This window comes from Enterobacter sp. EC_64, from assembly GCF_019584165.1.
GTDB classification, from domain to species: Bacteria; Pseudomonadota; Gammaproteobacteria; order Enterobacterales; family Enterobacteriaceae; genus Enterobacter; species Enterobacter roggenkampii.
This window is the reverse complement of record NZ_VDAS01000016.1, coordinates 1-26,708: the sequence shown is the minus strand read 5'-3', so window position 1 is coordinate 26,708 and position 26,708 is coordinate 1. Positions and strand designations below refer to the sequence as shown.

The window sequence follows — 26,708 nt, the reverse complement described above, 5'->3', positions numbered from 1 at the left end:
GCGCGTGCCGCACAGTGAAGAGCTGGACAACCGCGAAGTGCTGGCTGTCCATCAGCTGAATATTGCGTTTCAGGAAGAGCGGCAGTTCATCCCCGCAGTACAGAATTTATCGTTCACGCTCAGGCGCGGCGAGACGCTGGCGATTGTTGGCGAGTCCGGTTCCGGGAAATCGGTCACCGCGCTGGCGCTGATGCGCCTGCTGGAACAGACGGGCGGGCAAATCAGCAGCGAGAAAATGCTGCTGCGCCGCCGTAACCGTCAGGTCATTGATTTAAACGAGCTGAGCGGCGCGCAGATGCAGGGCGTGCGCGGGGCGGACATTGCGATGATCTTCCAGGAGCCGATGACCTCCCTGAACCCGGTGTTCCCGGTCGGGGAACAAATTGCCGAGTCCATTCGCCTGCATCAGGGGCTGAGCGGCGATGAGGCGCTCAGGGAAGCCAGACGCATGCTGGAGCTGGTACGCATTCCGGAGGCTCAGGCCATTCTCGGCCGCTACCCGCATCAGCTTTCCGGCGGCATGCGCCAGCGGGTGATGATTGCCATGGCGCTCTCGTGCCGTCCGGCGGTGCTGATTGCCGATGAACCAACGACGGCGCTGGACGTGACGATTCAGGCGCAGATCCTGCAGCTCATCAAGGTGCTGCAGCAGGAGATGGAGATGGGGGTGATTTTCATCACCCACGATATGGGCGTGGTCGCTGATATCGCCGATCGGGTGCTGGTGATGCACAAGGGCAGCGCGGTGGAAACCGGCCCGGTCGAGCAGATTTTTCACGCGCCCGCGCATCCTTACACCAAAGCGCTGCTGGCGGCGGTTCCGCGCCTGGGGGCGATGAACGGCAGCGATCTGCCGCGTCGTTTTCCGTTGATTTCCCTGGAGGCGTCTGAGCCGCAGGAGGAGGAACGCGAGCAGGACACCGTGGTGCCAGGCAAGCCCATTCTGGAAGTGCGCAATCTGGTCACGCGTTTTCCGCTGCGCAGCGGCGTACTGAACCGCGTAAAGCGCGAAGTGCACGCGGTGGAAAACGTCAGCTTCGACCTCTGGCCGGGCGAAACGCTGGCGCTGGTAGGGGAGTCCGGCTGCGGTAAATCCACGACCGGGCGCGCGTTGCTCCGTCTGGTGGACGCGCAGGAGGGAAGCATTACCTTTAACGGCGAGCGCATTGATACCCTTCCTGACAGCAGGCTGCAGGCGGTGCGGCGGGATATTCAGTTTATTTTTCAGGATCCGTATGCCTCTCTCGATCCGCGACATACGGTGGGGTATTCGATCATGGAGCCGCTGCGGGTGCATAACCTGCTCGACGGCGAGGCGGCGCAGCGTCGCGTGGCCTGGCTGCTGGAGCGCGTTGGCCTGAAGCCGGAACACGCCTGGCGTTATCCGCACGAGTTTTCCGGCGGGCAGCGGCAGCGTATCTGCATCGCCCGCGCGCTGGCGCTGAACCCGAAAGTGGTGATTGCGGATGAATCCGTCTCGGCGCTGGATGTCTCTATCCGGGCGCAAATCATCAATCTGCTGCTGGATTTACAGCGGGATATGGGGATCGCCTTCCTGTTTATCTCGCACGACATGGCGGTGGTTGAGCGCATCAGCCATCGCGTGGCGGTGATGTTTATGGGGCAAATCGTGGAAATCGGGCCGCGAAGGGCCGTATTTGAGAACCCGCAGCACCCGTACACCCGCAAGCTCATCGCGGCGGTCCCGGTCGCCGATCCGGCGCATCGTCACGGCCAGCGCGTGCTGCTGCAGGATGAAATGCCGAGCAATATTCGTAAACGCGGCGAGGCCGTGGAGCGCGTGGCGCTGCGTGAGGTCGGTCCGGGTCATTTCGTGGCTCCCCCGCGTCAGGACAATGCCTTTTCGCGGTTATAACTTTCAACAGGCAGGAGAACATAATGGTTACATTTGTAGCGCGTAGATGGTTGTTAGCCGCGAGCGTGACGGCAGCCCTGGCCGCTGCCCCCGCGTTCGCTGCCAAAGATGTGGTGGTCGCCGTCGGCTCTAACTTCACCACGCTGGATCCGTATGACGCTAACGACACGCTCTCCCAGGCGGTGGCGAAATCGTTCTACCAGGGCCTGTTTGGCCTGGATAAAGAGATGAAGCTTAAAAACGTGCTGGCGGAGGGGTACACCGTTTCGGATGACGGGCTGGTGTACACCATTAAGCTCAAAACCGGGGTGAAGTTCCAGGACGGCACCGACTTTAATGCCGACGCGGTGAAGGTAAACCTCGATCGCGCCAGCAATCCTGAGAACAGCCTCAAGCGTTATAACCTCTATAAAAACATCGCCAAAACCGAGGTGGTCGACCCGGCGACGGTAAAAATCACCCTGAAAGAGCCGTTCTCCGCGTTTATCAATATCCTGGCGCATCCGGCGACGGCGATGATCTCCCCTGCCGCGCTGAAGAAATACGGCAAGGAGATTGGCTTCCACCCGGTGGGTACCGGTCCGTACGAGCTGGTCACCTGGAATCAGACCGATTTTGTGAAGGTGAAGAAATACGCGGGCTACTGGCAGAAAGGGCTGCCGAAGCTGGACACCATCACCTGGCGTCCGGTAGTGGATAACAATACCCGTGCGGCGATGCTGCAAACCGGCGAGGCGCAGTTTGCCTTCCCGGTCCCGTACGAGCAGGCCGCCATTCTGGAGAAAAACAGCAAGCTGGAGCTGGTCGCCAGCCCGTCGATCATGCAGCGCTACATCAGCATGAACGTCACGCAAAAGCCGTTCGATAATCCGAAGGTGCGCGAAGCCATTAACTATGCCATTAACCGCCAGGCGCTGGTGAAGGTCGCTTTTGCGGGCTATGCCACCCCGGCCACCGGCGTGCTGCCGCCGGCTATCGCGTATGCGCAAAGCTATCAGCCGTGGCCGTACGATCCGGCCAAAGCGCGCGAGCTGCTGAAAGAGGCGGGCTATCCGAACGGCTTTAACACCACGCTGTGGTCGTCGCATAACCACAGTACCGCCCAGAAGGTGCTGCAGTTTACTCAGCAGCAGCTGGCGCAGGTGGGGATTAAGGCGCAGGTTACCGCCATGGATGCCGGACAGCGTGCGGCAGAGGTAGAGGGAAAAGGGCAGAAAGAGAGCGGGGTGAGGATGTTCTACACCGGCTGGTCGGCCTCGACGGGTGAAGCCGACTGGGCGCTGTCGCCGCTGTTTGCCTCGCAGAACTGGCCGCCAACCCTGTTCAATACCGCGTTCTACAGCAACCCGCAGGTGGACAAAGACCTGGCCGATGCGCTGAAAACCACCAAACCGGAGGAGAAAGCACGCCTCTACAAGGACGCGCAGGACATCATCTGGAAAGAGTCGCCGTGGGTGCCGCTGGTGGTGGAGAAACTGGTGTCAGCCCATAACAAAGCGTTGACCGGGTTCTACATCATGCCGGATACGGGCTTTAGCTTTGACGATGCGGATTTAAAATAACGCCCATGCTGAACTATGTTTGCAAACGCCTGCTGGGGCTTATCCCGACGCTGCTGATTGTGGCGGTGCTGGTGTTTTTGTTTGTCCACATGCTGCCGGGCGATCCGGCGCGTCTGGTTGCCGGGCCCGAAGCGGATGCCACGGTCATTGAGCTGGTGCGTAAACAGCTGGGTCTTGACCAGCCGCTGTATATGCAGTTTCTGCACTATATTGGCAACGTTCTGCAGGGCGATTTTGGTATCTCGATGGTGTCGCGTCGTCCGGTGTCGGAGGAGATCGCCAGCCGCTTTATGCCCACGTTCTGGTTAACGATAGCCAGCATGAGCTGGGCGGTGGTGTTCGGACTTGGCGCCGGGATTGTGGCGGCCGTCTGGCGCAACCGCTGGCCGGACAAGCTCGGCATGGCGCTGGCGGTGACCGGCATCTCCTTCCCGGCGTTCGCGCTGGGGATGCTGCTGATGCAGATCTTCTCCGTTGAGCTGGGCTGGCTGCCCACCGTCGGGGCCGATACCTGGAAGCATTACATTCTGCCCTCGATGACGCTGGGGGCTGCCGTGTCGGCGGTGATGGCCCGCTTTACCCGCGCCTCGTTCGTTGACGTGCTGAGCGAAGATTATATTCGCACCGCGCGGGCGAAAGGGGTCAGCGAGAAGTGGGTCATTCTCAAGCACGGGTTCCGCAATGCGATGATCCCGGTCGTGACGATGATGGGGCTGCAGTTTGGCTTCCTGCTGGGCGGCTCTATCGTGGTGGAAAAGGTCTTCAACTGGCCGGGGCTGGGACGTCTGCTGGTCGATTCCGTCGAGATGCGCGACTACCCGGTGATTCAGGCGGAAGTCCTGCTTTTCTCGCTGGAGTTTATTCTTATCAACCTCGTGGTGGACGTGCTCTACGCCGCCATTAACCCGGCCATCAGGTATAAGTAAGATGCGATTGTTGAACTGGCGGCGTCAGGCCGTATTAAACGCCATGCCGGGGCTAAAACCGGACCACATCCGCACCCCGTGGTCTGAATTCTGGCGGCGCTTTCGCCGTCAGCCGGTCGCGATGACCGCGGGGCTGTTCGTGCTGCTGCTGATCGTGGTGGCGATCGTGGCGCCGTGGGTGGCGCCGTTTGATGCGGAAAACTATTTTGACTACGACCGCCTGAACGACGGGCCCTCGATGCTCCACTGGTTCGGCGTGGACTCTCTCGGGCGGGATATCTTTAGCCGGGTGCTGGTGGGGGCGCAGATTTCGCTCGCCGCCGGGGTGTTTGCGGTGCTGATCGGCGCGACCATTGGGATCGTGCTGGGGCTGGTCGCCGGCTATTACGAAGGCTGGTGGGACCGCATCATCATGCGCATCTGCGACGTGCTGTTTGCCTTCCCCGGCATTCTGCTGGCGATTGCCGTGGTGGCGATCATGGGCAGCGGCATGGCCAACGTCATCATTGCGGTCGCGGTGTTTTCGATTCCGGCCTTTGCGCGCCTGGTGCGCGGCAACACGCTGGTGCTGAAACAGCAGACCTTTATCGAGTCGGCCCGCAGTATGGGGGCCAGCGACGCCACCATTCTCTTCAGCCATATTCTGCCGGGGACGGTGTCGTCCATCGTGGTCTACTTCACCATGCGTATCGGCGTGTCGATAATCTCGGCGGCCAGCCTGTCGTTTCTGGGGCTAGGGGCACAGCCTCCGACACCGGAGTGGGGCGCGATGCTGAACGAGGCGAGGGCCGATATGGTGATTGCGCCACACGTGGCGATCTTCCCGAGTCTGGCGATTTTCCTGACCGTGCTGGCGTTTAACCTGCTGGGGGATGGGCTGCGCGACGCGCTGGATCCGAGGATAAAGGGGTAGTGCAGTGAAATGTGCCGGGTGGCGGCTACGCCTTACCCGGCCTACAAAAGCGGAGTGGGGAGATTAAACCCGGCTACCCCACAGGTCATACTCATCCGCGTTTTCAACCTTCACGCGAATAATATCACCCGGCTTAACGTTGGTTTCGCCATTCAGGTACACCGCGCCGTCGATTTCAGGGGCGTCCGCCATGCTGCGGCCAATCGCGCCTTCTTCGTCCACCTCGTCGATGATAACCATGATCTCGCGGCCCACTTTTTCCTGCAGACGCTCGGCAGAAATCTGCTGCTGAAGCTGCATGAAGCGGTTCCAGCGCTCCTCTTTCACCTCTTCCGGCACCTGGTCCGCCAGCTCGTTAGCGGTTGCGCCTTCCACCGGGCTGTATTTGAAGCAGCCGACGCGGTCCAGACGCGCTTCTTTCAGGAAGTCGAGCAGCATCTGGAAATCTTCTTCGGTTTCACCCGGGAAGCCAACGATGAAGGTGGAGCGCAGGGTCAGATCCGGGCAGATCTCACGCCACTGCTTGATGCGCGCCAGCTGACGGTCAACGGAGCCAGGACGTTTCATCAGCTTCAGGATACGCGGGCTGGCATGCTGCAGCGGGATGTCCAGGTATGGCAGAATCTTGCCTTCCGCCATCAGTGGGATCACGTCGTCAACGTGCGGGTACGGGTAAACGTAGTGCAGACGCGTCCAGATACCGAGTTTGGACAGCTGCTCGCACAGGCCGACCATGCTGGTTTTCACCGGCTCGCCGTTGTGGAAACCGGAGCGGTGCTTAACGTCCACGCCGTAAGCTGAGGTGTCCTGGGAGATGACCAGCAGTTCCTTCACGCCCGCATCGGCCAGACGTTTGGCTTCCGCCAGCACTTCGCCGATTGGACGGCTCACCAGATCGCCACGCATGGACGGGATGATGCAGAAGGTGCAGCGGTGGTTGCAGCCTTCGGAAATTTTCAGGTACGCGTAGTGGCGCGGCGTCAGCTTCACGCCCTGTTCCGGCACCAGGCTCAGGAACGGGTTGTGCTTGGGTTTTGGCACGTAGTGATGAACATGTTGCAGCACCTGCTCGTAGCTGTGCGGGCCGGTAATCTCCAGCACCTTCGGGTGCACTTCGCGGATCTGGTCTTCTTTCGCGCCCAGACAGCCGGTCACGATCACTTTGCCGTTTTCGGTCAGCGCTTCACCGATGGCTTCCAGTGACTCCTGGACCGCGCTGTCGATAAAGCCGCAGGTGTTAACGATCACCATATCGGCGTTGTCGTAGCTTGGCACCACGTCATAGCCCTCGGTGCGCAGTTCGGTCAGGATGCGTTCTGAATCCACCAGGTTTTTCGGGCAGCCCAGGGAGACGAAGCCGATTTTCGGCTGGTGCGTAACATTGCTCATAGGTTAAAAATTCATCAATTATGGAGTTATCAGGGCGGGATTTTACAGCGTATCGCGGGGGATTTATACACTCTTTGCAAGGCGGATGCGCCGGGCAGAGGTTGTAACATTGTAAATAATGTTAATCAGTTAATAAAAATTGATCCCAGGCATTAAACTGTACAAAAAATGTACTTATCCTGACTATGCACCATGGCTGACAGAGGAGGAAAGAGCATGACCGTTGACAGACTAAAACGCGATCTGCTGAACAAGCTGATCAACGCCCGAATCGACCTGGCCGCGTACCTGCAGTTGAGGAAGGCAAAAGGGTATATGTCAGTCAGCGAAAGCGAACATCTGCGTGATAACCTGTTTGAACTTTGCAATTTCATGCGTGAAAAAGCACCGGCCCTTCAGGCGAACTACGGCGAAAGTGAAGAAGTCGCGCTGCGCCGCGCCGCCGAGGTGCTCTCCATTGCAGGGGTGTGTCTGATGAACGGACGCCACGACTGCCCGAATTTTATCGCCGTAAACGCGGAGAAGCTTGAAAACTGCCTGACAACGCTCTCTCTATGCATCATGTGCCTGAACGAGCACAAACAGCTTGAACAGCACTGATCCCGGGGGAGGCAACTCCCCCTTCTGATTAAGCTTTTGTAAAAGTGGTAACGCGCCCGGACGCAGTGGCTAATCTTTAAGCCATATGCCGATAAAGGAGCGCGTTATGCCTCGATCCTCGCTGATTTCCCTGCCTGCGTTATTTATTCCGTTTTCACTTCTTGCTGCGCCAGAGGCGGTGAAGGTCGAGGTGCTGCAAAACAGACTCGATCACCCCTGGTCCCTGGCGTTCCTGCCGGATAATAACGGGCTGCTGGTGACCCTGAAGGGCGGCCAGCTCAAACGCTGGCAGGCCGGAAAAGGGCTCTCCGATCCGATTGTCGGCGTACCGAAGGTCTGGGCAAACGGCCAGGGAGGATTGCTGGATGTGGTGCTGGCGCCGGATTTTGAAACGTCGCGCCGCGTCTGGCTGAGCTACGCCGAGGCCGGGCATGACGGCAAAGCCGGAACGGCGGTGGGCTTTGGCCGCCTGAGCGACGACTATTCCCGCATCGAGGGATTCCAGGTGGCGTTCCGCCAGATGCCGAAACTCTCAACCGGTAACCATTTCGGCGGACGGCTGGTGTTCGACGGCAAAGGCTCCCTCTTTATCGGACTCGGCGAGAATAACCAGCGTCCCACGGCGCAGGATCTGGATAAATTGCAGGGCAAAGTGGTGCGCCTCACCGAAGACGGAAAAGTCCCGCCGGATAACCCCTTTGTGAATACCCCCGGTGCGCGACCTGAAATCTGGTCTTACGGCATCCGCAACCCGCAGGGGATGGCGATGAACCCCTGGAGCGACACGCTGTGGCTGAACGAGCACGGCCCGCGCGGCGGGGATGAGATCAATATCCCGGAGAAGGGTAAGAACTACGGCTGGCCGCTGGCAACGCACGGCATTAACTACAGTGGTCTGAAAATCCCGGAAGCCAAAGGCGAGCACGTTGAGGGCACCGAGAAGCCGCTGTTCGTCTGGAAAGTCTCACCCGCGGTAAGCGGCATGGCGTTCTACAACAGCGACGTCTTCCCGCAGTGGAAAAACAAGCTGTTTATCGGCGCGCTGAAGGAGAAGGACGTGATCGTGCTGAGCGTGGAGGGTAACAAGGTGACAGAGGACGGGCGCATTCTGGGCGACCGGGATCAGCGTATTCGCGATGTGCGGGTGGGGCCGGATGGGTATCTGTATGTCCTGACCGACGAGACGGACGGGCAGCTGTTGAAAGTCAGCCCGTCCGGCGCGTAATCAGGTAACCGGGATCATCACGACGTTACGGTACGCCGGGCGATCGCTCAGCTGTTTAAGCCAGCGCTCCAGGTGCGGGCGCGGCGTCCACTTCAGGCCCATGTTGGTCAGGTTCCAGACGAATGGCGCCACGGCGATATCGCCGGTGCCGAACGCCTCGCCGGAGAACCAGGCGTGCTTCGCCAGCTCGTCATCCATCATCGCAAACAGATTTTCGCAGGCATCCTGCGCGGCGTGAATCGCGGGATAATCGCGTTCCGCTTCCGGCGTGCGGATAAGCCCCATCAGGATCACGCGGTGGGTTGGGGACAGCGTCTGGTTCGCCCAGTCCATCCACTTTTCGCCCTGGGCGCGGCGGGCCGGGTTTTCTACCCACAGGCGGCCCTGACCGTACTGGGCGGCGAGGTAACGCACAATCGTGTTGGACTCCCAAAGCGTCGCGTCCGTTTCATCATCGCGCAGCAGCGGCACCAGGCCATTCGGGTTCATGGCCAGATAGTCGGCCTCCTTGTTCACGCCGAACGCCATGCCTGCCATGATTTGATTGAACGGTAAATCCAGCTCTTCCAGCGTCCAGAGCACTTTCTTAACGTTGGTCGAATTATTCCTGCCCCACAGCGTAATCATATTTACTCCCGATGAGATGTGAATCCGAATCAGCTTTTCGCCATGGTGAGATAAACCTAACAATTACGCAACAGAAGACAAAAAAATCGCCTTAATCAAAGCGTATCTGAATGTTATTGCATAAACTTTAATAACTTTACCCTCGTTGGGTTTCTTTAACGGTTTTAGTGCGCTATTACTCATCGCTTCTTGCGACACGGTGATGTGACGTAATTTTTGAATGGACACTCGGGTGGCATTTATGACGCGTAAAATGACTTCTCTGCGCAGCCTGGCGGCAGGCTCTGCGCTTCTTTTCCTGTTTGCACCAACGCTCTACGCAGCTGAACAGGCTGCGCCCGAAGCGCCGCCTGTGGATGCGCGCGCCTGGATCCTGATGGACTACGCCAGCGGTAAAGTGCTGGCGGAAGGGAATGCGGATGAGAAACTCGATCCGGCAAGCCTGACCAAAATCATGACCAGCTATGTGGTAGGCCAGGCGCTGAAAGCGGGCAAGATCAAGCTGGACGATATGGTGACCATCGGGAAAGACGCCTGGGCGACCGGCAACCCGGCCCTGCGCGGATCTTCCGTGATGTTCCTGAAGCCAGGGGATCAGGTCTCCGTTTCCGATCTGAATAAAGGGGTGATTATTCAGTCGGGAAATGATGCGTGCATCGCGCTGGCCGACTACGTTGCCGGCAGCCAGGATTCTTTCATTGGCTTGATGAATGGTTACGCGCAGAAGCTGGGCTTAACCAACACCACGTTCAAAACGGTTCACGGCCTGGATGCGCCGGGCCAGTTCAGCACCGCGCGCGACATGGCGCTGCTGGGGAAAGCGCTGATCCACGACGTGCCGGATGAATACGCCATCCACAAAGAGAAAGAGTTTACCTTCAACAAAATTCGCCAGCCGAACCGCAACCGCCTGCTGTGGAGCAGCAACGTCAACGTGGATGGGATGAAAACCGGCACCACGGCGGGTGCAGGCTATAACCTGGTGGCCTCCGCGACCCAGGGCGACATGCGCCTGATTTCGGTAGTGCTGGGCACCAAAACCGACCGCATTCGCTTTAACGAATCAGAAAAACTGCTGACCTGGGGCTTCCGCTTTTATGAAACCGTGACGCCGATTAAACCGGATGCCACGTTCGTCAGCCAGCGCGTCTGGTTTGGCGACAAGAGCGAGGTGAACCTGGGCGCGGGTGAGGCGGGCTCGGTAACCATTCCGCGCGGCCAGCTGAAAAACCTGAAGGCCAGCTACACTCTGACCGACCCACAGCTCACCGCCCCGCTGAAAAAAGGCCAGGTGGTTGGGACGATTGATTTCCAGCTTAACGGTAAGTCGATTGAACAGCGTCCGCTGATTGTGATGGAAGCAGTGGAAGAGGGCGGCTTCTTCAGCCGGATGTGGGATTTCGTGATGATGAAATTCCACGGGTGGTTTGGCAGCTGGTTTAGCTAAGTTTTTTGCCGGGTGGCGCTGCGCTTACCCGGCCTACGTTCGAGCCGTTGTAGGCCGGGTAAGGCGAAGCCGCCACCCGGCATAACCTCAATACATCAACTTCACCTGCTGCGCTTTCGCGTGGGCCACAATCTCGTCGTCCGGGCGGCAATCGCTGACGATGGCATCGAACTGCGCCAGCTCGCCCATTCTTGCCGAACGCACCTTGCCAAACTTACTGTGATCGACCACCAGCACATGGTACTGCGCGGCGCTTAACGCCCAGTGCTTGACCGGTAATTCTTCCAGGTTAAAGCAGGTTGCCCCCTGACGCACATTGACGCCCGCGGCAGAATAAAATGCGATGTCCGGGCAGAGATTGCTGAGCGTGTCCTGCAGGTTGAGCGGCTTAAAGATCGCGTTGCTGGCGTGAAACTCACCGCCGCAGAGGATCACCCGGCACTCGGGTTTCTCCTGAAGCGCCAGAAAGGTGTTCAAGGAATAACAGACGGCGGTAAACGGAATGCTGCTGTCGATGGCTTCGATAATCCACGGCGTGGTGGTACCGCAGTCAAAAAACAGCGTCTGGTGCGGCTGTACCAGGGAAGCTGCAAGACGCGCGGCTTTGCGTTTCTCTTCCACCAGGCGCGTCTTCTGGTCGCTGATCAGATAATGGCTGGCGCTACGCGGCTCAAGCACAATGTATCCGCCCAGCAGCACGACGGGCGCGCTCTCGCTGTTCAGATCCCGACGAATGGTCATCTCCGAGACGCCGAGGAGGTTGGCGGCTTCCTTAAGATGCAGCTTATCGCTGCGCTTCAGCGCCTGTAGCAGCTGAGCAATGCGGTCATCGCGACGTGTTTCCATAGTTCCTCGGCATAAAAAAATGAACCCCCGCAGGGCGGGGGTTCAAGTGTAACCTGTCAGGTCGGGGTTAGTCACGTATCCAGCCTTTGCGGATCGGGATGGCGAAAATGGCGCGATAGAGTGAAGAAAGCGCACGGTAGAGCGCTTCCCCGATGAGGCTCCACAGGATAGCCGCGCTCACGCAGCCAATCAGCCCCACCAGGAAGCCGCCCACCATATCCAGCGGCCAGTGGACGCCCAGATACACGCGAGACCAGGCGATGGCCACAGCGACCACCATCAGCACCGCACCCGACCACAGGCGATGCCAGAACAGGAAGGCCAGTGCGAAGGTGAAGATCACCGTACCGTGATCGCTCGGGAAAGAGTCATCCGGCGCATGGTGCAGGAAGGTATAGCCGACGTGATCCACAAACGGACGATCGTGCGGGAACGCATGGCCCAGAATGTAACTTGCCAGGACGCTTACGCCGAGAGCCATCGCCACTTTGATTACAAGCTTGCGCTGCGCTTTCACCTGGCTACGAGGTCCCCACAGCCAGAGGATGGCTGCCAGGGCGGGCACGATACTGATCAGATCTTTTGCCAAAAAGGTGGCGAAGTCGATCATCCACTCGGGCGAGGCCGGGGTGGCGTTGATCAGATAAAACAGCTGATAATTCAGATTCTCTAGCATAGCGTTATCACTCTTTAGCAAACCGGGTGGAAACCAGCCCGTAGACTGCCACCTGGGAAAACCAGACCCACCACCCGGCCCACAGGTTGTGAGAGAAAAAATGCGCCCCGCGCATGACCTGACCGAAGCCCATCGCCAGACCCAGCAAAATGCCGAGAACGACAAAGCTCCAGGCCAGACGCGGCCGCTCGCGCCAGAAGGCAAAAAACAGTCCCATCACCATAAAGCCGCTGGAAGAATGGCCGCCGGGGAAGCAGCGCCCCGGTCCGCTGTCCGCCGGGACGGCGCTGAACAGGGGATAGGACATCGCCTTACCGCCATATTCCACCAGGTCCCACGGGCAGCTGTGATGGCTCATGCTTTTCAGCACGCCCACGACCAGCGCGCCAAGCCCCATCAGCAGCGCCGCCGTAACCAGCCTCGCGTTACGCTTGTACGCGCCGTAAAACAGCGCCACGGCGCCTAAAGCGATGGCAATGTACTTCGCCAGACGATGGTTGAGCAGATCCAGCAGGTGGTCTTTCTGCAGCGGGAAGCTCTGCGTCGCCGCGTCATACCAGAAGCCGGTGATCCATCTGTCGAGCGCTTCATTGCGCGATAGCCACGTGAACACCACGGCAAGGACTATCAGTATGAAAAGCTGATAACCATAAAAGCGGGCCGGCAAGCGGTAAAGGCGTTTTGTCTTATTTGTCTGTAACTTAGACAATTCTGAACGGCTGGAGGTGAGTGACATAATTTGGGGTCGTTGACGAGTAATGGGGCTATCATAAATCTGTCAAATTAAGGAAACCTTAAACGAAGACGATATGTGCTTTATTTCTGTTTATCCTCGATAAATCACTATCTCGGGCTGCGGCATTTCATTACACTCGTCGCGATTTTGTCATTATAAAGAGATTGCATGTTAAACCGTTCTTCTTCAGGTTCACGTCTGGGTCGTCAGGCGTTGCTTTTCCCCCTGTGTCTGGTGCTCTACGAATTTTCTACCTATATCGGCAACGATATGATTCAGCCCGGTATGCTGGCCGTGGTGGCGCAATACAACGCCGGAATTGAGTGGGTACCGACCTCCATGACCGCCTATCTGGCCGGCGGCATGTTTTTGCAGTGGCTGTTAGGCCCGCTGTCGGATCGTATTGGCCGTCGTCCGGTGATGCTGACGGGCGTGGTGTGGTTCATCGTCACCTGCCTTGCCACGCTGCTGGCGCAAAATATTGAACAATTTACTCTGCTGCGTTTCCTGCAGGGGGTGAGCCTGTGCTTTATCGGCGCCGTGGGGTATGCGGCCATTCAGGAGTCGTTTGAAGAGGCGGTGTGTATCAAAATCACCGCGCTGATGGCGAACGTGGCGCTGATCGCTCCCTTGCTCGGGCCGCTGGTGGGCGCCGCATGGGTGCATATGGCCCCCTGGGAAGGGATGTTTGTGCTGTTTGCCGTTCTCGCCGCCATCGCGTTCTTTGGCCTGCACCGTGCGATGCCAGAAACCGCCACCCGCATCGGCGAGAAACTCTCGCTGAAAGAGCTGGGTCGGGATTACAAAGAGGTGCTGAAAAACGGCCGCTTTGTAGCGGGCGCGCTGGCGACCGGGTTCGTTAGCCTGCCGCTGCTGGCGTGGATTGCCCAGTCTCCGGTCATTATCATCAGCGGTGAAAAGCTCAGCAGCTACGAGTACGGCCTGCTGCAGGTGCCGATCTTTGGCGCGCTGATTATCGGTAACCTGGTGCTGGCGCGTCTGACGTCACGCCGCACCGTGCGTTCGCTGATTATCATGGGCGGCTGGCCGATTGCGGCAGGGCTGATTCTGGCGGCGGTGGCAACCGTCGCGTCATCTCACGCTTATTTGTGGATGACGGCGGGGCTGAGTATCTACGCCTTCGGGATTGGCGTGGCGAACGCCGGGCTGGTGCGCCTGACGCTGTTTGCCAGCGAGATGAGTAAGGGCACGGTCTCCGCGGCGATGGGGATGCTACAGATGCTGATTTTTACCGTCGGTATCGAGGTGAGCAAGCATGCCTACGCGATGGGCGGTAACGGGCTGTTCAGCCTGTTTAACCTCGCCAATGGCGTGCTGTGGGTTGGCCTGATGGTGGTATTCCTGAAAGACAAGCGCGTCGGAAACGCTCTGCAACCTTAATTCTTATGCCCTCTCCCTGTGGGAGAGGGCTAGGGTGAGGGCACCAGACCGCACGCGGTCAATTAAACGGTGCCTCCCCGTTCAACACCTTCTCAATCACATCCAGCACGCCTTCCTCGTTATTGTGCGGCGCTTCAAAGCGCGCCGCCGCTTTGATATGCGGTCTGGCATTCGCCATCGCAAAGCTGAACCCGGACTGGCGCAGCATCTCCACGTCGTTGCCGCTGTCGCCGAAGGCCACCACGTCGCTGTTCTCTATCCCCCAGCGCTGTTGCAGGATCCGCAGGCCGTTGGCCTTATGCACGCCGGGGATAATGAGGTCGATACTGCCGTGACCGGTGGTGACGGGCACCATGATGTCGCTGAGCTTTTCATGCAGCAGCGCCTGAATACGCGGAATTTCATCATCGGACACGTTGAGTCCGAACTTGAAGAAAATATCGTTCAGGTTGTCGAAATCGCTGACCATTTCCAGACGGTGATAATACTTCGCCGCGATGGCCTTAAAGGCCTCGTCATAGCACTTCAGCGTATAGGCGCTGCTCTTTCCGCAGGCGATAATCTCAATGCCCGGCACGTCGTTTAAGACGCTCGCGACGGTCTCGAAATGGGCTTTCGACAGTTCACCGTTGAAGACGTCTTCACCCTCACTCACGACCCAGCCGCCGTTTTCGGCGACGAATGAAATTTCATGCGCAATCTCCGGGAAAAAGGAGATGAGCTGGTAGTACTGGTTGCCGCTGGCGACCACGAAACGAATGCCTTGCGCCTTCATGCGCGCGTACTGCGCCAGAAAGCGCGGGCGGTTGTAGGTCTTGGCATCGCTCAGGAATGTGCCATCCATGTCGACGGCGATCAGTTTAACGCTCATATCCCTTCTCCAGTGTCGTTTGATTCGTTTCCGGCTTTGCCACCGCGCGCGCCACCAGCGCCGCGATGATGACCAACCCTAACACCACCAGCATGGCGCTGCGCAGCCCGTAGTGCTCCCCGAGGAAGCCGAGCAGCGGCGGCCCGACCAGGAAGGCGAGATAGCCTGTGGTTGCCACCACGCTGACGCGCGTCGGGGCATCCGGGCCGGTGTCGCTGGCGGCAGAGATGGTCAGCGGGAAGCCGAGGGACGCGCCCAGCCCCCAGAGGATCACCGAGACGCCGGCAATCCAGTCCACATCCACAAAGATGATCATCGCGATACCCAGCCCGCCGAGCAGGGCGCTGGCGCGCACTACCGCCACGCGGCTGTAGCGGTCGATAAACCAGCCGCCGGTGAAGCGCCCGACGGTCATCCCCAGCGTAAACCCGGCGTAAATCAGCGAGCCGGAGGTCGGGCTAAAGCCGTGACCGTCCACCATCAGCAGCGGCAGCCAGTCGTTGGCGGACCCCTCCGCGAACGCCATCGCCAGCACCACCACGCCGATCAGCATCAGCTGGAAATCGCGGTAGAAGGGCAGCCCTTTTTCGGCTGAGTGCTGTTCGTCCGCGGAGTTTTTACCGGTGCCGTCCGGGATGGCCCGGATGCCGGTCAGAATGGGAATGATGCACACCAGCGCCGCCAGCAGAATATGCAGATTCGCGCTCACGCCAGTGGCCGTCAGCGCCATCCCCACGCCCGCACCGGCCAGCGTGCCGAGGCTATAGAAGCCGTGCATCATCGGCAGCACGGTTTTGTTCATCTCGCGCTCGACCGCTGCCCCTTCCACATTTATCGCCACTTCCGCCGAGCCGAAGCTGCCGCCAAACACCGTCAACCCCAGCGCAAACAGCACCGGTGAGGCAAACCACAGCGCCGCGCTCAGCACCATCATCCCGAACACCGCGAAGCACATGGTGGTGCGGATCACCGCCCGCGTACCGAAGCGCTTCACCAGCCATGCGGAGCAGAGAATGCCGCTCATGGAGCCTATCGACAGGCCGAACAGCACGATGCCCATTTCAGCGGTAGAAACGGACAAAATATCGCGAATGGCGGGGGTGCGCGTGGCCCAGGAGGCCATCAGCAGGCCGGGAATGAAGAAGAACATAAACAGCGCCCACATGCGGAGCTGCAGGGCTTTGCGGGGAGAGGTCAGCGTCATTGGAGTAGCACCAGAAGTACAACAATAGCGACAACACTAGCAAGTTTGTGTACATTTGTACACAAACCAGGTGAGGAATTGATGAGCAGACCACCCAACGATCCGCATCGCCGGGAGAAGATCCTGCAGGCGACGCTCGACACCATTGCTGAACACGGTATTCACGCCGTCACGCACCGTAAAATCGCCACCTGCGCGGGCGTGCCGCTGGGGTCGATGACCTACTATTTCGACGGCATGGAGCCGCTGCTGGAGGAGGCCTTCACGTGGTTTACCCGCCAGATGTCGCAGCAGTACCGGGATTTCTTCGCGGGCGTCACCGGGCCGGAAATGGCGTGCGAATCCATCACCACGCTGATCCACAGCTCGCAGGTGACCACGCCGCACAACATGGCGCTGATGTATCAGCTCTACGCCTTTATGCACCGCAGCGCGGCGCTCAAAACGGTGATGCAGGACTGGATGAAGATGAGCCAGACCACGCTGGAGCAGTGGTTCGACCCGGTCACCACCCGCGCGCTGGACGCGTTTATCGAAGGGATGACGCTGCACTATGTCACCGACCGGGCGCCGTTAAGCCGGGAGGAGATTCGGGCGATGGTGGGGAGGATTGCGGGCATTACACCGTTAAATAAAGAAAATTAGTTAATATTTTTCAATGTGTTACGAATTTTCTCCATATTGACAATCCGGACCGATCACGTGACTATCCACCGCGGTGGTTATTTACTGTTCAGTGGTTGAGGTTGGCGTTGGGTGAAAAAGTAAGTACCTGGTTCGTGCAGGTCAGTCTGGCAAAAAAGAGAGCGTTGTTAGTACTGTTGATTTTGGTTCAGACGAGTCTGCTGATTGGGCATCTGCTCTACCAGCGCGGCTATGTGGAGGATAACGCTGCACGTATCCTTCGCAATACGGCCATACTCCAGTCCCAGCAGTTTGAAACCAGCCTTAACGCGATGCGCTACCAGATGCGCTTTATCGGGAATGCCTTTCTGCTCAACCATACGGTCACGCCTGAAAACGCGCAGCCATTCCTGCAAGGGGAGCTTAAGCGCGCCTGGCTGGATGGCGTTGTCGTCTTTGATGAAGACGGTGATTTTCTCAGCAGCCGCGCGCTATTTCCTTTTGAGCGCGCTCTGGACGCCACTACGCTTGCGCAGGCCAGCTTTCGGCAGCACCCTCTGTTTACTGATTTTCGCCGGGATGAAGTTACCGAAAGTTTGTTTTACTGGCAGAGCAACGGCACGGATAAAAACATGTTGGGCTTCGTGATGTTCCGTGCAGTGCGCGACGCACATGGTCGCTTTCTTGGTGGTGCGTTGGGTTTCTTCAATGGTAACACCATGAACGATATGTTTCGCAAAATGGAAGCGCAGGGCTTCGATTTAGGTCAGGGTGGGGCGATGGCGGTCCTTGATCGTGACAATGCGGTGCAGCTTGCCCGTATGGGGGCGAATGACGGTTCGCAATTGAATACCTCCGACCCGCGCCTCGCGAAGCTGCTGGAATACGCAAGCGATACCGCACAGGTCCAACGATATACCTCTCCGATTGATGGCGTTGAACGTATGGGAGTATTTCTTAACCTCAACGAACGCAAATGGGTGCTGGCCGTCGGGCTGGCCAGAAAAGACGTGCTGCACGGCTGGTATTATCAGGCTCTGTGGACGGCGCTGGCGATTCTGGTTATCTCCATTACGCAGTGGTTTCTGATGCATTACATCCACGTCAACGCCCTGCAGCGGGCGCGTTTCCAGCAGGAGGCGCGGCTCGATCCGCTCACCGGGCTGGCAAACCGTCGCCAGTTTGATGAGTGGTCTTTGCGGGCCTGCAATCTTGCCCGTCGGCATCAGCAACCCCTGTGCCTGATGAGCATGGATCTGGATTTCTTCAAGCGTATTAACGACACCTGGGGCCATGACGGCGGCGATGCGGTGCTGAAGCATATTGGCAACGCGCTTCCGGCACTGGTGAGAGGCAGCGACATTGTCGCCCGCTTCGGCGGGGAAGAGTTTGTCGTGGCAATGCCGCAGACCTCTCTGGAGACGGCCGCTGAGATCGCCGAGCGCGTACGGATGAGCCTTGCCAGCCAGAACGTCGACTTCAACGGGCAGACGATCCGCTTCACCGCCAGCATGGGGCTCGTATGTATGACGCCGGATGAACTGGAGATTGAACATGGCGTGCAGTCAGCCCTGGCGCGAGCCGATCGTGAGCTTTATCGTGCAAAACGTGAGGGGCGCAACCGGGTCTGCGTGGCGAGCTAGCGGGCGGTTGTTTTCTCCAGGCGTTCAGGGCCCGCCGGGCGCTGGCCCTGTCGTCCACCTGAGGATGGATTATTTTTTCAGGATATTCTTCCCGCTGGCGTCCACCACCGCTTCGCCATCCTCTTTCGTAAACGCCCCTTTCTGCGCGTCCGGCAGAATGTCGAGGACGACTTCAGACGGGCGGCACAGGCGGGTGCCCAGCGGCGTCACCACAATCGGACGGTTAATCAGGATCGGGTGTTGCAGCATAAAATCGATAAGCTGGTCGTCGGTGAAGCTGTCTTCGGCCAGGCCGAGCTGTTCATAGGGCTCCACGTTTTTACGCAGCAAATCGCGCACCGAAATGCCCATATCGGCAATCAGGGCGGTCAGCGTATCGCGCGACGGCGGCGTTTCCAGATAGAGAATAATCTCTGGCTCCGCGCCGCTGTTGCGGATCATCTCCAGCGTGTTGCGCGAGGTGCCGCAGGCGGGGTTGTGGTAAATGGTGATGTGGCTCATATCAGTGGCTCATTACAGTGTGAAGGAGAGACGTAGCGCCAGGGCGGCGAGCGTCACAAACAGGACCGGCAGCGTCATGATGATGCCCGTCCGGAAATAGCCGCCCCAGGTAATCGTCATGTTTTTCTGCGCCAGCACGTGAAGCCAGAGCAGGGTGGCGAGACTACCAATAGGCGTGATTTTTGGCCCCAGATCGCAGCCAATCACGTTGGCGTAAATCATCGCGTCCTTTATCAATCCTGTTGCCGTGCTGCCGTCAATGGAGAGCGCGCCAATCAGCACCGTGGGCATATTGTTCATTATGGATGACAGGAACGCGGTGATGAACCCGGTTCCCAGCGTGGTGGCCCACAGCCCGTGTCCGGCCAGGCTATTCAGTACGCTTGTGAGAGAGTCCGTCAGCCCGGCATTACGCAGGCCATACACCACCAGATACATCCCCAGCGAGAAGATGACGATCTGCCACGGCGCGCCGCGCAGCACTTTTCCGGTATTTATCGCATGTCCGCGTTTTGCGACAGCGAATAAAATCAGCGCGCCGACGGTCGCAATGGCGCTGACCGGAATGCCGAGAGGTTCAAGTACGAAGAAACCGACGAGCAGAAGAAGGAGGACGATCCAGCCCGTTCTGAACGTCGGGAGGTCGTGAATGGCCCGCGCAGGCTCCTGGAGTTTCGCCAGGTCATATTCTGGAGGAATTTCCTTGCGAAAGAACAGGTGCAGCATGACCAGCGTTGCGGCAATCGCGGCGATATCCACCGGGATCATCACCGAAGCGTATTCGCTGAACCCCAGCGTGAAGAAGTCTGCCGAGACGATGTTGACCAGGTTGGAGACAATCAGCGGCAGGCTGGCGGTATCGGCGATAAAACCTGCCGCCATCACAAACGCCAGTGTGGCCTGTTTGCTGAACCCCAGCGCCAGCAGCATGGCGATGACGATAGGCGTGAGGATCAGCGCCGCGCCGTCATTAGCAAACAGCGCTGCGACGGCTGCGCCCAGCAGGATAATCCAGGTAAACAGCAATCGCCCCCGACCTTTCCCCCAGCGAGCGACGTGCAGTGCTGCCCACTCGAAAAAGCCGGACTCATCCAGCAGCAGACTGATAATGATAACGGCGATAAACGTTGCCGTGGCGTTCCAGACGATATTCCAGACTACCGGAATATCGTTAATGTGAATCACGCCGCTGGCCAGCGCCAGCACGGCGCCAATAGTCGCGCTCCAGCCGATACTCAGTCCTTTGGGCTGCCAGATGACCAGCACCAGCGTAAACAGAAAAATTGCCCCTGCCAGAAACATCGCTTACTCCGTTATATCTGTTTTTGTGAATGTGTTGCAATTAGCACGAACCTGGAAGCCGGTTTTTCAGCTTCATACGCGTCTCTTCCCGCAGGCAGTTCCAGCTGGTGTCGATAACGGCTGCCGCCCATGCAGGCATGTTGGGAGAGAGACGGTAATGGACCCACTTACCCTCGCGACGGTCGATCACCAGCCCGGACTCGCGCAGCAGCGCCATATGGCGGGAAACCTTCGGCTGAGATTCGGCGGTGGCGGCGCAGAGATCGCAGACGCACAGTTCGCCCGCTTCGCGGAGCAGCATGACGATGGCGAGCCGCGTTTCGTCGGAGAGGGTTTTGAAGAGGTGGAGTGGGTGGAGCATGGGTGTTCCTGCAGATGTGATTTTTATATGCGTTTAATCATATATGTTTTGGTGGCGAGAGAGAAGATAAGATTAGAGGAAGGGGTATTTCAGACAACAAAAAACCCATTTATATAGACGGGTTAGTGAAAACAATGAGTTGTACGATAATCAATAAGTTAGCTTGGTGGTGAGAAGTGACGATTACGGGGTATTGCCAACCGCTGCCGCCACTTTGTCGCCACTTGGCAGGTGGTTACTGGTCCCTGATAGCCAGTAGCCCCCAAGAGAAAACTTCTTTGGCATCGCTTATCAAACCATCCGCTATAAATTGCTGTGTCTCAGCCCATTCCATGTCACTGACATAGTGTACAAGTGTGTTTGTCTGGATTGGAATTTCTTCAAATTGCTCGATTCGACGTTTGAAGCTACATTCAGGATCTGAACAACGGCATGTGCGTCTTATATCATCTACTCTACAGAGTAAAAGTGAGTAGGGGGTCTCAAGCGGTGCACAGTAGTCAACTCGATAGTTATGAGAGCGTGTTGGCTGGATGTTATGAAGAGGATCTAAAAGCACAACATTAAAAATTTGGTTCTCATCCCAAAAGCCTACAACTCTACCAAGGGCAGTAGATATCTGAAATTGTAATAATGGGTATTCTTCGTCATTTTCAAGGTAGTCAGAGTCAATCCAGGTCAACTGGTTACGTTGTACGGGGATATTTCTTTGTTCCCAGTTTATTGAATGATAGCGCCATGCCTCTCTTTCGGCCCCACTGGTAATAAAGCCTTTGACATCTTTTTGGGAAAGCTCGGATAATTTTCCAATTAGTGAAACAAACCAGCCTGAATCGGTACGATCTAACCCAAAATTCTCAATTTGACGCCAATAACGAAAAGAAAACGCCCACTTTCTTTCGGGTGCGGAGGGCGTTTTAGGGGTCTGTACCGCTGTCGGCTGATTTGTCCCTAATGAAGGGCGAAAGGCTTTCACCATGGTTATTAATTCAATCGGCTACGGTAAAAATCTCTAGTTATGTTGCGATCAATGACTACCTCGCAACGTGCTGACGGTCTGTAACCCTCACGAGCCTTAATCCATGGCTCTTCTTTATGGGTCATATCTTCAAGTTGCGCACCAGAAAAAGCACCATAGACTTCAAGAACGCCATCAATATGAGCTGCGGCAGCGGCTGGAATAGATGAAAGATCAAATCCAGGAGTGCAATCTGCAATCGTGATGTCCGAATACAGTGATTTTGTAGAAGAGAATCGGTTATAAATCGCACGGCTTACTGGGCCGTGAATCCACGCTTGAAACCCCTCATCCACTAACTTTTCATCAAAAAAAGCCAGATACCAAGCATCCGCGTAATACGCCAATTTTTGCAGCTTCAAATTAGACATAGTTTCGCCTGAAGCTGAGATTTTTGTGATGATGTAATCACATAGTTGATTGATATTTATCATTATTTATCCCCTTAACTTGGTGTCTAGGTAGCCAAATTTATTAGAGAAATCAGCTGCTAAGAATCTTTGAAAACCAAGCTAACTTATAGTGGCATACATAGTTGAATAAATCGAGATTCAAACGTGCTAAAACGCGGTGAGTGCGGATGAGCGGTTCTTCCAATTTAAGCAGTTATCATGGTAGCTAACGGGTTAAAACGTAGCGCTGTCTCAAGGTGATCTGGTGCCAGGTGGGCATAACGCATGGTCATTTTTATGTCGTGGTGACCCAGGATTTTCTGAAGGGCAAGTGATGTTCCCGCCTGACATCATAAAGTGTACTGCAAATGTATGGCGCAAGACGTGGGTTAGCTGCCCGCGTGGTAGCACGATGGAAGTTTTATCCATCACTGCCAAAAACTGAAAGTAGCAGTCGGTGAAAAACTTGAAGCAGTCCATAGCAATGAGTTCTTCATACAGCTCTTTGCTGATCGGGATGCTGCGGTTCTTTTTGCCTTTTGTCCTGATGAAAGTGATTCGATACTTAGTTACCTGGGAACGAGTGAGATTCACAGCTTCGCGCCAGCGTGCCCTGGTGCTCAGACAGATTTTTACAACCAGAGCGAGCAGGGCGCTTTGGCGTTGGCAGTCATAAAGTAGCTCTGTGATTTGTTCATGAGTCAGCCAGGCCATTTCCTTTTCGGCAATCGTGAACTTGCGCATGCTTTCCAGCGGGTTTGGTGCCGTCCATTCTCCAAGGCGGGCCAGCTCGCTAAAAACAATGCTCAGATAGCTTTGTTCAAGGTTGATAGTTACCGGGCTGGCACCTTTCTTCCACTTCTCACTGAAATAGATTTCACACGTCAGGCGTTTGTCACGGTAATGTGCGAATAATTTCGAGCTGAGATCAGTAGCAATAGGGTTTCAGAGTGCATAGACCATCAGGATCAGCTTGTCGTAAACATGCTCGCCAGCGGTCAGAGATTTGCCGTGCAGCTTGAACTAGAGTTCAACTACGTCTTTCAGAGTTCGGCGAGCTACCGATTCACCCAACCAGGGCTTAGCCTCCGTCTCTTCCATTGTGTGGCGTTCAAAAGCCAGTGCTTCGCCTTTGGTAGCGAACTGCTTACGCACACGCCGCCCGTTGCGTCCGGCGGGGTAGCATTCACAAATCCATTTTCCTGTTTCGAGTTTTCGTACTGCCATAAAAAAGCCCTCATGTCTGAGGGCTAAATTTAACTGTATATAAAAATAGTGATTAATGTATGATTACGTGAAATCACCTATGTCAGGCAACAACGAGTTCTTCGTTTGCAACCTGCGCGGCTGAGCGTTCATTCTCAATTGCGAGAGACTCTCTATATTCTTTGGCATCTGCAAACATCGTCCAATGTGCATCGATATTCATATTGGCTACAGTTGATTTAATATCTTTAATGCCCACATTAAAGAATTCTTTCCGAGAATTAACCTTGTTAACTTGTTTTCCATTAAATACTTTATGCAAGTGATTCTCTAATGATGGTGCATCATCACTGTAGATCATTGCATGTACATCAAAGGCGAATGGAACACTGGCATCACTAAGTTCACGAACACGGTCTAGAGGTTCGAGGCGTCGCGTCATGCCAATTTTATAAACATTTTCGCCGAACGATCCTATATTACTAATTACATAGACATGACCTGAGCGTGTTTGTTGAGCCATCGAAATTGCACGCTGGTTTTTGGCTTCAGCCTCTTCGAATTTAATTTGTAATTCAGCCAGTTTCTGCTCAAGGGCGAGTCGTTGCTCTTCACCTGCAAGCATCAGCTCTTTAGTAGCCTTATCTATAGCCTGCTGAATTGTTTTCTCTTCTTTCTCGGCTTCTTTTATCGCTCTTTCGTATTCTCGACGTGCTTTTTCTTCTTCGCGCAACTGCTCTTTGATGCGCCTTTGTTCTTCTTTTTCTTCGAGCATAATTTCATTAACTGCAACGCCCCATTTCAGTTCGTTGAGTCGGGCCTGTAAGAATATATCAGTGATCTTAGCCGACCTAAAAGCTGAGCCGTTATAATTTACAAGCTGAAATGCGTCTTTAATTTCCTGGGAAAGTTTACCGTAATTGTTATGTTTGATTTTAGAAAGTGTACTATCAACTTTGCCATTGAACGCATCTAATACAAATTTTATCGCAGTATTACGTCTATTCGGTTCGACATAATCACAACTTGCCGCTTTGCTCGTTTTAATTAGTGATTTTGTTAACTCTCTGGCTTTTTGTAGCTCTCTGCCTGCATCAGTAAATTCATAATTCTCTGCTAGTTCATCCAGAACGCTTCGGTTTGGAACAATCCATTCATCACCGTACCCTTCAATTTTATTTTTCATTGACTTGGCTACAGCTTGGTAGGTTTCTGAAAATTCTTTTGCTTCATATGCAGAGCCGGCGATTTCTTTTGCTCTAATCTCTGCATCAGCGACTATTTTCATTGCATTATCATTAGCATTGGAGATTAGCTCATCGGCCCTACTATTGGCGTTCTCCAATCGTTCCTTGGCTTTTAAACGAGCATCGCGAGCATCTTTAGTTATTACAACTGCTTCGTTATTGGCATTACTTATCGTTAGTCGGGCTTGGTTATTTGCTTCAAAGACGATGCTGGATGCTTTAAGTTGTGCTTCATTCACTGTGTTTTTAGCAATCGAGTCTGCTGTTTTTATCGTCTTTTCTGCATCCAGAACGGCACTATGCAGTTCTTCATATTGCCACAGAGGAGCAGCTCTTCCTTCCAGCTCTGAGTGCTCTCTTATAGCGTTCGTTAAATGTTTTTGGCTTTCACTTAGTTCATTCGAAAGAGCTATCTTTTGATGATTAAGTGCCTCGATCTCTGTCTTATGTTGTTTGCTCTTCTTGAGCAAAATAAGACTAAGGATGGGGGCGAGTAAGGCCAAAAGCAAAACTACAACAAGAAACAAATCCATTTCTAAATCCTTTTACCTAATCAGTGTGAAACTGTTGTGCTTCTTATACATGCAATAACTTCTATACAAGAAAAAGCACACTAAAAACTATTTTCTGCAGTAGAAACTTTAATCATGCCTTTCTGCAGTCTTGTAATCAGTCTAACGGAATAGGTCCCATCAATATTGATCAACCAGTGCGCATCTAACACTTCCGTGAATTTTTGACAACTGATATATGTAGTACGACCATCACTAACAACAATCGGAGATGAAGATTGATAGGAAGAAATGGCGCGTCAAAAATGTAAGCGTTCCCATCAACCATTATCAGTTTTGTTTCCATTTATGTACTTGTCCCGTTTACAAACGGCTCACCACAAGCCAGTAGGAGGTGTTGCACCATGACCCCTAATATTACAATTTCTTGAACAAACTGCACGTCACTATGGAACGCTATAGCGAGCTAACTGGGCTGCCTGTTGTCACCCTAAACGACATACCAGCAGATGGTCGATTGCCTCGTCATCGCCTGCATAAAGATAATGAGAAATGCTGCCTTTGGTAAATCTGTACGGCTATGTTGTCACACCTTAATGCACAAACTTGAATGGAATACCTGAACAGTTAACGTAATACTTTTGGTTTGCCGCCTGGGCTGTGCCTTTTATTTGGTGCAACTGCGCAACGGCGGTCTTCCTGAGCCGATTATTCTACCCTCACAGCTTGCTCAACAATCTCCACGACCTTACGTCTGCTAAATCCTGTTTCGTTCGCAATCTCCATCAGTTTGGCTTCTGCCATAGCTTTGCTGCGCATTGCTGAGAGCGTTGGCTTAAAAGGATGAGTGTTACCTTGAATGTTTAATGGGAGCGGAATACTTCTTATCAACGCTTCTTCCAGCACCCAAGGTTCTTCGTCTGCTACCCAGTATACTTTTGCATTCTGTTCCATCCAAAGATCGAGCCATTGTTCCCCAGCATGGGTAAATGTCGTTCTGTTTCCCCTTCCAACACGACGGAGGGGATAATTGCTTACTGCCGCAAGCAAAACACCTAGCGTTCGTCTCAGCGTAGAGCCTTCGGCATTTCCGCTGTAGTGAGTTTTGATACGTGTTTTGAGATTGGCTCGACTATTAGGTTTCCCTTTTTTGTCGGGAGAAATACCCACATAAAGCAGAGTTAGCCCATCATGAGTTAGGCAACCTTCTGTTGGAACGCCCGGCGGGATTTCTTTGAACCACCAAAAATAGACTCCGTTGATGGCGGGAACGGGTGTTGGTCGACTCATAACTTCCGTTCTGTTAAATGTCTTGTCAGGATAAAAATTGAACACTGATATTCTCCGCGCTGATTTATCCGGGTATTTTATGGGATCATCAACTGGGATTGCTTGATTTACTTAGGGGAAGATATGAGTTTAAAAGTGACGACACAGCAGGTGGATACCTGGAAGAAACGTATTCAAAGGGATGGGTTGAAAGGTTCGACTGATGTAGCCCCCTGAAACACCAGACAGTAGCTGTATCTCCAGATAAGAGATAGGCTTGAATATATGTCTAACACTAACACCAATTTTGAGATGACCGGGATCCTGTTAGGGC

Annotated in this window: 25 protein-coding genes and 2 pseudogenes; 11 read left to right on the top strand and 16 right to left on the bottom strand. The window is 55.2% G+C overall.

The window, feature by feature from the left end; all coding sequences use genetic code 11:
* Positions 1 to 4 precede the first annotated feature (4 nt).
* Genes gsiA through gsiD form a run of 4 tightly spaced genes read left to right on the top strand, consistent with a single transcriptional unit; the run spans position 5 to position 5,277 of the window.
* Positions 5 to 1,876 (top strand): glutathione ABC transporter ATP-binding protein GsiA, encoded by a 1,872-nt coding sequence (gene gsiA / locus FHC52_RS14235; RefSeq protein WP_126287674.1) that lies wholly within the window; start codon positions 5 to 7, stop codon positions 1,874 to 1,876.
* 23 nt (positions 1,877 to 1,899) lie between these two features.
* Entirely contained in the window at positions 1,900 to 3,438 is a 1,539-nt protein-coding gene (gene gsiB, locus FHC52_RS14230; RefSeq protein ID WP_126287673.1) for a glutathione ABC transporter substrate-binding protein GsiB, read from the top strand.
* Between the two features lie 5 nt (positions 3,439 to 3,443).
* On the top strand, positions 3,444 to 4,364 hold the full coding sequence (gene gsiC, locus FHC52_RS14225) for a glutathione ABC transporter permease GsiC (protein ID WP_021240949.1): 921 nt from the start codon (positions 3,444 to 3,446) through the stop codon (positions 4,362 to 4,364).
* A 1-nt stretch (position 4,365) separates the two neighbouring features.
* On the top strand, positions 4,366 to 5,277 hold the full coding sequence (gsiD, locus tag FHC52_RS14220; protein ID WP_023292926.1) for a glutathione ABC transporter permease GsiD: 912 nt from the start codon (positions 4,366 to 4,368) through the stop codon (positions 5,275 to 5,277).
* 63 nt (positions 5,278 to 5,340) lie between these two features.
* Here gsiD and rimO read toward each other — a convergent pair whose 3' ends face one another.
* Positions 5,341 to 6,666, bottom strand: coding sequence for a 30S ribosomal protein S12 methylthiotransferase RimO (gene rimO, locus FHC52_RS14215; protein WP_008501203.1), 1,326 nt, complete (start codon positions 6,664 to 6,666; stop codon positions 5,341 to 5,343).
* Positions 6,667 to 6,882: 216 nt separating this feature from the next.
* Between rimO and bssR the strand changes: the two genes are divergently transcribed.
* Positions 6,883 to 7,266 (top strand): biofilm formation regulator BssR, encoded by a 384-nt coding sequence (gene bssR, locus FHC52_RS14210; protein WP_021240947.1) that lies wholly within the window; start codon positions 6,883 to 6,885, stop codon positions 7,264 to 7,266.
* 106 nt (positions 7,267 to 7,372) lie between these two features.
* A complete protein-coding gene (locus FHC52_RS14205; protein WP_023326977.1) occupies positions 7,373 to 8,491 on the top strand; it encodes a PQQ-dependent sugar dehydrogenase in 1,119 nt (372 codons plus the stop codon).
* Here FHC52_RS14205 and FHC52_RS14200 read toward each other — a convergent pair whose 3' ends face one another.
* On the bottom strand, positions 8,492 to 9,118 hold the full coding sequence (locus tag FHC52_RS14200; RefSeq protein ID WP_023326978.1) for a glutathione S-transferase family protein: 627 nt from the start codon (positions 9,116 to 9,118) through the stop codon (positions 8,492 to 8,494).
* A 241-nt stretch (positions 9,119 to 9,359) separates the two neighbouring features.
* Between FHC52_RS14200 and dacC the strand changes: the two genes are divergently transcribed.
* A complete protein-coding gene (gene dacC, locus FHC52_RS14195) occupies positions 9,360 to 10,565 on the top strand; it encodes a serine-type D-Ala-D-Ala carboxypeptidase (protein WP_008501207.1) in 1,206 nt (401 codons plus the stop codon).
* A gap of 87 nt (positions 10,566 to 10,652) precedes the next feature.
* On the opposite strand, the gene deoR is transcribed toward dacC, so the two are convergent.
* The 3 genes from deoR to FHC52_RS14180 form a co-directional block, all read right to left on the bottom strand.
* Positions 10,653 to 11,411, bottom strand: a complete 759-nt coding sequence (gene deoR, locus FHC52_RS14190) for a DNA-binding transcriptional repressor DeoR (RefSeq protein WP_008503427.1) — start codon at positions 11,409 to 11,411, stop codon at positions 10,653 to 10,655.
* A gap of 67 nt (positions 11,412 to 11,478) precedes the next feature.
* The gene (gene ybjG, locus FHC52_RS14185) at positions 11,479 to 12,087 is read right to left on the bottom strand and encodes an undecaprenyl-diphosphate phosphatase (RefSeq protein ID WP_021240944.1); all 609 of its coding nucleotides are present in this window, start codon (positions 12,085 to 12,087) and stop codon (positions 11,479 to 11,481) included.
* Positions 12,088 to 12,094: 7 nt separating this feature from the next.
* Positions 12,095 to 12,823, bottom strand: a complete 729-nt coding sequence (locus tag FHC52_RS14180) for a phosphatase PAP2 family protein (protein WP_023326979.1) — start codon at positions 12,821 to 12,823, stop codon at positions 12,095 to 12,097.
* 168 nt (positions 12,824 to 12,991) lie between these two features.
* On the opposite strand from FHC52_RS14180, the gene FHC52_RS14175 reads away from it, so the two are divergent.
* A complete protein-coding gene (locus tag FHC52_RS14175; protein WP_021240942.1) occupies positions 12,992 to 14,224 on the top strand; it encodes an MFS transporter in 1,233 nt (410 codons plus the stop codon).
* Positions 14,225 to 14,282: 58 nt separating this feature from the next.
* Here the strand turns inward: FHC52_RS14175 and FHC52_RS14170 are convergent, their stop codons facing one another.
* Entirely contained in the window at positions 14,283 to 15,095 is an 813-nt protein-coding gene (locus FHC52_RS14170) for a Cof-type HAD-IIB family hydrolase (RefSeq protein WP_049122372.1), read from the bottom strand.
* Positions 15,085 to 16,299: an MFS transporter gene (locus FHC52_RS14165; protein WP_039266042.1), complete on the bottom strand. Its 1,215-nt coding sequence runs from the start codon at positions 16,297 to 16,299 to the stop codon at positions 15,085 to 15,087. The genes FHC52_RS14170 and FHC52_RS14165 overlap by 11 nt, the downstream gene beginning before the upstream one ends.
* A gap of 81 nt (positions 16,300 to 16,380) precedes the next feature.
* Here FHC52_RS14165 and FHC52_RS14160 point away from each other — a divergent pair, with 81 nt between their 5' ends.
* On the top strand, positions 16,381 to 16,944 hold the full coding sequence (locus FHC52_RS14160; RefSeq protein WP_021240939.1) for a TetR/AcrR family transcriptional regulator: 564 nt from the start codon (positions 16,381 to 16,383) through the stop codon (positions 16,942 to 16,944).
* A 164-nt stretch (positions 16,945 to 17,108) separates the two neighbouring features.
* Positions 17,109 to 18,566, top strand: coding sequence for a GGDEF domain-containing protein (locus FHC52_RS14155; protein ID WP_241236501.1), 1,458 nt, complete (start codon positions 17,109 to 17,111; stop codon positions 18,564 to 18,566).
* A 69-nt stretch (positions 18,567 to 18,635) separates the two neighbouring features.
* Here the strand turns inward: FHC52_RS14155 and arsC are convergent, their stop codons facing one another.
* The 8 genes and pseudogenes from arsC to FHC52_RS22785 all read right to left on the bottom strand — a co-directional run bounded on the left by arsC (position 18,636) and on the right by FHC52_RS22785 (position 25,341).
* The gene (gene arsC, locus FHC52_RS14150) at positions 18,636 to 19,067 is read right to left on the bottom strand and encodes a glutaredoxin-dependent arsenate reductase (protein WP_055321937.1); all 432 of its coding nucleotides are present in this window, start codon (positions 19,065 to 19,067) and stop codon (positions 18,636 to 18,638) included.
* Positions 19,068 to 19,079: 12 nt separating this feature from the next.
* The gene (locus FHC52_RS14145; RefSeq protein ID WP_063418329.1) at positions 19,080 to 20,369 is read right to left on the bottom strand and encodes an arsenic transporter; all 1,290 of its coding nucleotides are present in this window, start codon (positions 20,367 to 20,369) and stop codon (positions 19,080 to 19,082) included.
* Between the two features lie 40 nt (positions 20,370 to 20,409).
* Positions 20,410 to 20,730, bottom strand: a complete 321-nt coding sequence (locus FHC52_RS14140; RefSeq protein WP_008503437.1) for a metalloregulator ArsR/SmtB family transcription factor — start codon at positions 20,728 to 20,730, stop codon at positions 20,410 to 20,412.
* A gap of 235 nt (positions 20,731 to 20,965) precedes the next feature.
* Complete coding sequence (locus tag FHC52_RS14135) at positions 20,966 to 21,709, bottom strand: hypothetical protein (protein WP_063930476.1); 744 nt, start codon at positions 21,707 to 21,709, stop codon at positions 20,966 to 20,968.
* 5 nt (positions 21,710 to 21,714) lie between these two features.
* Positions 21,715 to 22,182 carry a Panacea domain-containing protein gene (locus FHC52_RS14130; RefSeq protein ID WP_039029590.1) on the bottom strand — a complete coding sequence of 156 codons (468 nt, stop codon included), beginning with the start codon at positions 22,180 to 22,182 and terminating at the stop codon, positions 21,715 to 21,717.
* Between the two features lie 164 nt (positions 22,183 to 22,346).
* Positions 22,347 to 23,367, bottom strand: a pseudogene (locus tag FHC52_RS14125) (tyrosine-type recombinase/integrase).
* A gap of 82 nt (positions 23,368 to 23,449) precedes the next feature.
* On the bottom strand, positions 23,450 to 25,126 hold the full coding sequence (locus tag FHC52_RS14120) for a DUF4041 domain-containing protein (RefSeq protein ID WP_128299208.1): 1,677 nt from the start codon (positions 25,124 to 25,126) through the stop codon (positions 23,450 to 23,452).
* An 80-nt stretch (positions 25,127 to 25,206) separates the two neighbouring features.
* Positions 25,207 to 25,341, bottom strand: a complete 135-nt coding sequence (locus FHC52_RS22785) for a hypothetical protein (protein ID WP_239991047.1) — start codon at positions 25,339 to 25,341, stop codon at positions 25,207 to 25,209.
* A 168-nt stretch (positions 25,342 to 25,509) separates the two neighbouring features.
* Here FHC52_RS22785 and FHC52_RS22780 point away from each other — a divergent pair.
* Positions 25,510 to 25,673: pseudogene (locus FHC52_RS22780) on the top strand (regulator).
* Positions 25,674 to 25,813: 140 nt separating this feature from the next.
* Here the strand turns inward: FHC52_RS22780 and FHC52_RS22775 are convergent.
* A complete protein-coding gene (locus FHC52_RS22775; protein ID WP_059361977.1) occupies positions 25,814 to 26,395 on the bottom strand; it encodes a GIY-YIG nuclease family protein in 582 nt (193 codons plus the stop codon).
* Positions 26,396 to 26,708 lie beyond the last annotated feature (313 nt).

What these genes read in the sequence shown, in the direction of transcription:
- gsiB (WP_126287673.1), top strand. Translation starts at nt 1,900, where the DNA reads ATGGTTACATTTGTAGCGCGTAGATGGTTGTTAGCCGCGAGCGTGACG.
- gsiC (WP_021240949.1), top strand. Translation starts at nt 3,444, where the DNA reads ATGCTGAACTATGTTTGCAAACGCCTGCTGGGGCTTATCCCGACGCTG.
- gsiD (WP_023292926.1), top strand. Translation starts at nt 4,366, where the DNA reads ATGCGATTGTTGAACTGGCGGCGTCAGGCCGTATTAAACGCCATGCCG.
- rimO (WP_008501203.1), bottom strand. Translation starts at nt 6,666, where the DNA reads ATGAGCAATGTTACGCACCAGCCGAAAATCGGCTTCGTCTCCCTGGGC.
- bssR (WP_021240947.1), top strand. Translation starts at nt 6,883, where the DNA reads ATGACCGTTGACAGACTAAAACGCGATCTGCTGAACAAGCTGATCAAC.
- FHC52_RS14205 (WP_023326977.1), top strand. Translation starts at nt 7,373, where the DNA reads ATGCCTCGATCCTCGCTGATTTCCCTGCCTGCGTTATTTATTCCGTTT.
- FHC52_RS14200 (WP_023326978.1), bottom strand. Translation starts at nt 9,118, where the DNA reads ATGATTACGCTGTGGGGCAGGAATAATTCGACCAACGTTAAGAAAGTG.
- dacC (WP_008501207.1), top strand. Translation starts at nt 9,360, where the DNA reads ATGACGCGTAAAATGACTTCTCTGCGCAGCCTGGCGGCAGGCTCTGCG.
- deoR (WP_008503427.1), bottom strand. Translation starts at nt 11,411, where the DNA reads ATGGAAACACGTCGCGATGACCGCATTGCTCAGCTGCTACAGGCGCTG.
- ybjG (WP_021240944.1), bottom strand. Translation starts at nt 12,087, where the DNA reads ATGCTAGAGAATCTGAATTATCAGCTGTTTTATCTGATCAACGCCACC.
- FHC52_RS14180 (WP_023326979.1), bottom strand. Translation starts at nt 12,823, where the DNA reads ATGTCACTCACCTCCAGCCGTTCAGAATTGTCTAAGTTACAGACAAAT.
- FHC52_RS14175 (WP_021240942.1), top strand. Translation starts at nt 12,992, where the DNA reads ATGTTAAACCGTTCTTCTTCAGGTTCACGTCTGGGTCGTCAGGCGTTG.
- FHC52_RS14170 (WP_049122372.1), bottom strand. Translation starts at nt 15,095, where the DNA reads ATGAGCGTTAAACTGATCGCCGTCGACATGGATGGCACATTCCTGAGC.
- FHC52_RS14165 (WP_039266042.1), bottom strand. Translation starts at nt 16,299, where the DNA reads ATGACGCTGACCTCTCCCCGCAAAGCCCTGCAGCTCCGCATGTGGGCG.
- FHC52_RS14160 (WP_021240939.1), top strand. Translation starts at nt 16,381, where the DNA reads ATGAGCAGACCACCCAACGATCCGCATCGCCGGGAGAAGATCCTGCAG.
- arsC (WP_055321937.1), bottom strand. Translation starts at nt 19,067, where the DNA reads ATGAGCCACATCACCATTTACCACAACCCCGCCTGCGGCACCTCGCGC.
- FHC52_RS14145 (WP_063418329.1), bottom strand. Translation starts at nt 20,369, where the DNA reads ATGTTTCTGGCAGGGGCAATTTTTCTGTTTACGCTGGTGCTGGTCATC.
- FHC52_RS14140 (WP_008503437.1), bottom strand. Translation starts at nt 20,730, where the DNA reads ATGCTCCACCCACTCCACCTCTTCAAAACCCTCTCCGACGAAACGCGG.
- FHC52_RS14135 (WP_063930476.1), bottom strand. Translation starts at nt 21,709, where the DNA reads ATGGTGAAAGCCTTTCGCCCTTCATTAGGGACAAATCAGCCGACAGCG.
- FHC52_RS14130 (WP_039029590.1), bottom strand. Translation starts at nt 22,182, where the DNA reads ATGATAAATATCAATCAACTATGTGATTACATCATCACAAAAATCTCA.
- FHC52_RS14120 (WP_128299208.1), bottom strand. Translation starts at nt 25,126, where the DNA reads ATGGATTTGTTTCTTGTTGTAGTTTTGCTTTTGGCCTTACTCGCCCCC.
- FHC52_RS22775 (WP_059361977.1), bottom strand. Translation starts at nt 26,395, where the DNA reads ATGAGTCGACCAACACCCGTTCCCGCCATCAACGGAGTCTATTTTTGG.